Genomic DNA, 5395 nt, shown 5'->3' on the forward strand with positions numbered 1-5395 from the left:
GACTGTGGAGTATCATATCAAATGCAAGTAGTTTTTATAACAAAAGCAGATACATTGAAACAGTAAAATTCTTAAAATGTTTATATTTGATTACATTTTAAGTAGCAGGAAGATTTATGCTTAAAATTGGTTGTCATTTATCCTCAGCAAAAGGTTTTTTAAATATGGGGAAAGAAATAATTTCTATAGGTGGAAATACATTTCAATTTTTTACTAGAAATCCTAGAGGTGGCAAGGCTAAAGATATTGATCCAAAAGATGCAGAAGCATTTATAAAATTTGCAAAAGAAAATAATATTGAAGTAATATTAGCCCATGCTCCATATACTTTAAATGCATGTTCTGCTGATGAAAAAATAAGAGATTTTGCTAAAAGAACCTTTGAAGATGACTTGAAAAGAATGGAATATGTTCCTAATAGCCTATATAATTTTCATCCAGGAAGTCATGTAAAGCAAGGAACAGAAATTGGAATAAATTATATAGTTGATATGTTAAACTGTGTTTTAAAGGAAGAACAAACAACAAAAGTTTTACTTGAAACAATGGCTGGAAAAGGAACAGAAGTTGGTAGGTCCTTTGAAGAAATTGCAGAAATAATAAGTAAAGTTAAATTAAATGATCATTTAGGTGTATGCCTTGATACCTGCCATGTTTATGATGCAGGTTATGATATAGTAAATAATTTAGATAATGTTTTAGATGAATTTGATAAAATTATAGGATTAGATAGATTATATGCAATTCATTTAAATGATAGTAAAAATCCTTTTGAAAGTCATAAGGATAGACATGAAAAAATAGGAGAAGGTCATATAGGACTTGAAGCAATTGAAAGAATAATTAATCATCCTAAGCTTAGAAATTTACCATTTTTCTTAGAAACACCTAACGACTTAAAAGGTTATGAAAAGGAAATAACTATATTAAAAGGTTTATATAAATAAGTTTTTTTAGTAAAATTGATATTGGTAAAATGTAGTAAAAAGTATCATATATATGTATGTGATACTTTTTTTATATTTTTATTTCCAAAATAATGAAAAAAATATATTGACATCATAAAATATTTAGCTATAATAATATTTAATAGTGTTAAATATTAAATGGGAGGAGTGTAATATATGTGCAATAAAAATGAAACAGTAACTTACCAAAAGATTATAGAAAATACATCAAGTGATGTTATGGATAAACTATCAAAAATATGTATAGAAAATAATAAAATAGATACATCTCTTTATGGAAAATATGATGTAAAAAGAGGTCTTAGAGATATTAATGGAAATGGTGTTTTAGCTGGGCTTACTAATATTTCTAATATACAATCTAAAAAGAATACTAAAGAAGGTTTAGTGCCTTGTGATGGTATATTAAAATACAGAGGAATTAATATTAGAGATTTATGCAAAGGTTTTGTCAAAGACAAACGTTTTGGCTTTGAAGAAGCTACTTACCTTGTTTTGTTTGGAAAGTTACCTAATAAAAGTGAACTTTACGAATTTAAAAATTTATTAGCAAAAAATAGAAAACTTCCAGATAAATTTGTTAGGGATGTAATTATGAAGCTTCCTAGTAAAAATATGATGAATACTTTATCAAGAAGTGTTTTATCATTATATAATTACGATAATCATGCAGATGATACAAGTATTAATAATGTTTTAATGCAATCAATAAAATTAATTAGTGTACTTCCTATGTTAACTGTTTATGGTTATCATGCTTATAATCATTATGTTTGTAAAAATAGTATGTATGTTCATAAACCAGATCCAAATCTTTCAACAGCAGAAAATATTTTAAGGCTTTTAAGACCTGATATGAAATATACAAAACTTGAGGCACAAATATTAGATTTAGCCTTAGTACTTCATATAGAACATGGTGGTGGTAATAATTCAAGTTTTACAACTCATGTTGTAACTTCTACAGGCACAGATACTTATTCAGTTATGGCAGCAGCACTTGGTTCTTTAAAGGGACCAAAGCATGGTGGAGCAAATATAAAGGTAGTTCAAATGTTTGAGGACATGAAATCAAAAATTAGCAATAAAAATGATGATGATGAAATAAGAAGATATTTAGAGAGAATTTTAGACAAAGAAGAATTTGATGGGAAGGGATTAATATATGGAATGGGTCATGCTGTATATTCTGTATCAGATCCTAGAGCTGAAATATTTAAATCATTTGTGCAAAAACTAGCAATAGAAAAAGGAATGGAAGATGAATATAACTTATATTCAAAGGTAGAATCTATTGCAAAAGAGGTAATTAAAAACAAAAGAAAGATATATAAAGGTGTAAGTGCTAATGTAGATTTTTATAGTGGATTTGTGTATAGCATGTTAAATATTCCCCTTGAGATTTTCACACCTATTTTTGCTTGTGCAAGAATAGTTGGATGGTGTGCCCATAGATTAGAAGAACTTATAAATACAGATAAGATTATAAGACCTGCATATATGAGCATATTAGACAGTGCTGACTATTTAAATTTAGAAGAAAGATAAGTATATTTGTTAAATTAAGGTTGACTAATATTAAAAAAGTTTTATAATATGTATGATAAATATATTGTTGAAAAATTACGAGGTTTTTTATGGAAGATTTTGACTCTATACAACAAGAAGAAATAAAGCATATCTTGGAAAAAATGAAAAATATTGCAGCTAAGTTTCAACCAATGAAACTTTTGTCAATTGGTGAATTTGCGCTTTTGTCTATAATTTATAATACTTCAAAAGAAGTAGACAAGATTAAATCTTCAGATATAAGTGAAAAATTAAATATTTCAAAACCAGCAGCATCAAGAATGTTAAATGTAGTAGAAGAAAAAGGCTATATAAAAAGATATATGGAAAAAGAAGATAGGCGAGTAGTTACTATATCCATTACTCAAGCAGGTATTGATGTATATAAAAATGAAATAAATGAATACAATAAAGTTTGCAATAGAATTGTTTCTAAAATGGGGCAAAAGGACATGGAAAATTTTTCTTTTTTAGTAGATAAATTTTTTGATATAATTGCACAGGAGTTATAGTTTATGAAATTAAATAGTAAATTGAAAGTTCTAAAAGTTATAGTTGTAATTTTTTTGGTTATACTTATATGCATAGGAATTTTTGCTATATATATATATAATAGATATAAAGTTTCTACCAAAATTGGTGAAGATGAATTTGCTAACATTGAAGTAACTGATGATAATATTGCAGTTACTGTTTTAGGTTATCATTCCATTAATGATGATGAATCTATTAAAAGTCCAATTATAATAGGAAAAGATAGGTTGAGGGAACATTTGCAAGCTATAGAAGATCTTGGATTTACCACTATATCTGTATCAGATTTAGAAAACTATCTTGAAAATGGCAAGCCAATTCCTAGAAAAAGTGTTCTTATTACCTTTGATGATGGTTATTTAGATAATTATTTGTTAGCATATCCTTTATTAAGGGAATTTAACATGAAGGCTACTATATTTGTTGTGCCTTCCTTGTTAAATGAAAATCCTTATATGACAGTTGATCAAGTTAAAGAATTAAGTGAAAATGGTATTGATATTCAGTCCCATACTTTTTCTCATAAAGATTTAAACAGTATGTCTTATGATGATCAGTTAAATGAATTTATTAAATCAAAAAAATATTTAGAAAAATTAACATCAAAAAAGATTACAGCTATAGCATATCCTAAAGGGTTATTTAATGATGATACACTAAAGGCATCAAAAGATGCAGGTTATGATATTGGTTTTACAGTTAAAAAAGGTTTTGCATATAAAAATGAAAATAATTTTAAAATTAATAGGGTTTTAATTGATTATACTTACAGTAAGTATGATATAGAAAAAGTTCTTATAGAATCATTAATTAGCAAATGATTTATAAGAACTTCTTATTATTTTAGTATATTACATTTATCTATTTCTTTTATAGCTGCTTCTATTTCAGAAACTGGAAGAACAAGGGCAAATCTTACAAAGCCTTCCCCAAGTGAACCAAAAGCTGAACCTGGAGTACAAATAACACCGGATTCTTCCATAAGCTTTAAACAAAATTCAGTAGAACTTTTAAATTTTTCTGGAATTTTAGCCCAAGCAAACATAGTACCTTCACTATTTTTTATGTTAAGTCCTATATTTCTCAAACCTTCACATAAGGCATTTCTTCTTTTTTCATATTCTTTGCAATGAGCCTTTACACTATCCTTAGGACCATTTAAAGCAGCTATTGCAGCTTTTTGAATTGGTGTAAATATGCCATAATCTATTTGTGAACGTATTTTTTTAAAGTTTTTAATTATACTTTCATTACCTAAGGCAAAAGAAACTCTAGCTCCGGTTATATTAAAGGATTTTGATAATGAATAAAATTCTATACCTACATCTTTTGCGCCTTCAAAGGATAGGAAAGATTTAGATGATTTACCATCATAAATTATGTCTGAATAAGCATTATCATGAATTATTACTATATTATTTTCCTTTGCGAAAGTAATTAATTCTTTATAAAATGAATCCGGTGCCAATTTACATACAGGATTTAAAGGATATGAAACAATCATAAATTTAGTCTTACTTAAAATATCCTTTGGAATGCTTTTTAAGTCAGGTAAATAATTATTTTCTTCTAAAAGATTATAATATTCAATTTGTGCTCCACATAAAAAAGGACCAATTTCAAATATTGGATATCCTGGATTTGGTACAAGAACTACATCGCCTTTGTTAATAAAAGTAAGTCCAATGTGATTAATGCCTTCTTGAGAACCATATACTGAAGTTATTTCATTTTCTGTTAGATCTACATTAAATCTGTCTTTATAATATGTAATCATAGCATTTATAAGTTCCTCAGAATCTCCTAAAGAGTATTTCCAGTTTTCAGGATCCTTAGCACTTTCCATTAAAGCATCTATAACATGTTTATCAGGTTTAAAATCAGGCGTACCTACAGATAAATTATAAACTTTTTTTCCTTCACTTATTAATTGCTTTTTTTTATTATCTAGTATATTAAATATACCAGATTCAAAATAATCAAGATTTTTTGAAAAGTTAATATTCATTTGAATCCCCCGCTATTAAAAAATATTTTTATAATATTAGTTTATTATAGCACAAATTTTAATATATTAAATCTTTAGAACTGTAATTTTATTTATATGAAAAAGTAAATATGAGTTAGGAAAATGTTAACAAATTGTAAAAAATAGTGACCCATGTGCTATATTTGACAGAACTGAAAGGTAAAAAAATTCTCATTAAATTGTATAGAAATCTACGCATTTCCCGTGTGATGAAGTAAAATAAAAGAAAAACTTTGTCTCACAGGAGGTTTTATGGGAAGGAAAGAACAAAGAATTAAAAATAAGTTAGAAAAAA

5 protein-coding genes are annotated in these 5395 nt (G+C 26.6%); 4 read left to right on the plus strand and 1 reads right to left on the minus strand.

What is annotated here, in order from left to right; translation table 11 throughout:
- Positions 1 to 116 precede the first annotated feature (116 nt).
- The 4 genes from ACTNAO_RS12595 (at position 117) to ACTNAO_RS12610 (ending at position 3892) form a co-directional block, all read left to right on the plus strand.
- Positions 117 to 947, plus strand: coding sequence for a deoxyribonuclease IV (locus ACTNAO_RS12595; protein WP_441029614.1), 831 nt, complete (start codon positions 117 to 119; stop codon positions 945 to 947).
- 177 nt (positions 948 to 1124) lie between these two features.
- Positions 1125 to 2516, plus strand: a complete 1392-nt coding sequence (locus ACTNAO_RS12600) for a citrate/2-methylcitrate synthase (protein WP_441029611.1) — start codon at positions 1125 to 1127, stop codon at positions 2514 to 2516.
- A gap of 89 nt (positions 2517 to 2605) precedes the next feature.
- Positions 2606 to 3049: a MarR family winged helix-turn-helix transcriptional regulator gene (locus ACTNAO_RS12605; RefSeq protein ID WP_441029608.1), complete on the plus strand. Its 444-nt coding sequence runs from the start codon at positions 2606 to 2608 to the stop codon at positions 3047 to 3049.
- A 3-nt stretch (positions 3050 to 3052) separates the two neighbouring features.
- The gene (locus ACTNAO_RS12610) at positions 3053 to 3892 is read left to right on the plus strand and encodes a polysaccharide deacetylase family protein (protein WP_441029605.1); all 840 of its coding nucleotides are present in this window, start codon (positions 3053 to 3055) and stop codon (positions 3890 to 3892) included.
- Between the two features lie 17 nt (positions 3893 to 3909).
- Here ACTNAO_RS12610 and ACTNAO_RS12615 read toward each other — a convergent pair whose 3' ends face one another.
- Entirely contained in the window at positions 3910 to 5079 is a 1170-nt protein-coding gene (locus tag ACTNAO_RS12615; protein ID WP_441029602.1) for an aminotransferase class I/II-fold pyridoxal phosphate-dependent enzyme, read from the minus strand.
- Positions 5080 to 5395 lie beyond the last annotated feature (316 nt).

It is taken from the genome of Clostridium sp. HCP1S3_C6 (assembly GCF_052066735.1).
Classification (GTDB): domain Bacteria; phylum Bacillota; class Clostridia; order Clostridiales; family Clostridiaceae; genus Clostridium.

Bases quoted from the DNA above. Each gene is read 5' to 3' on its own strand.
- ACTNAO_RS12605 (WP_441029608.1), top strand. From the start codon at position 2,606: ATGGAAGATTTTGACTCTATACAACAAGAAGAAATAAAGCATATCTTG.
- ACTNAO_RS12610 (WP_441029605.1), top strand. From the start codon at position 3,053: ATGAAATTAAATAGTAAATTGAAAGTTCTAAAAGTTATAGTTGTAATT.
- ACTNAO_RS12600 (WP_441029611.1), top strand. From the start codon at position 1,125: ATGTGCAATAAAAATGAAACAGTAACTTACCAAAAGATTATAGAAAAT.
- ACTNAO_RS12615 (WP_441029602.1), bottom strand. From the start codon at position 5,079: ATGAATATTAACTTTTCAAAAAATCTTGATTATTTTGAATCTGGTATA.
- ACTNAO_RS12595 (WP_441029614.1), top strand. From the start codon at position 117: ATGCTTAAAATTGGTTGTCATTTATCCTCAGCAAAAGGTTTTTTAAAT.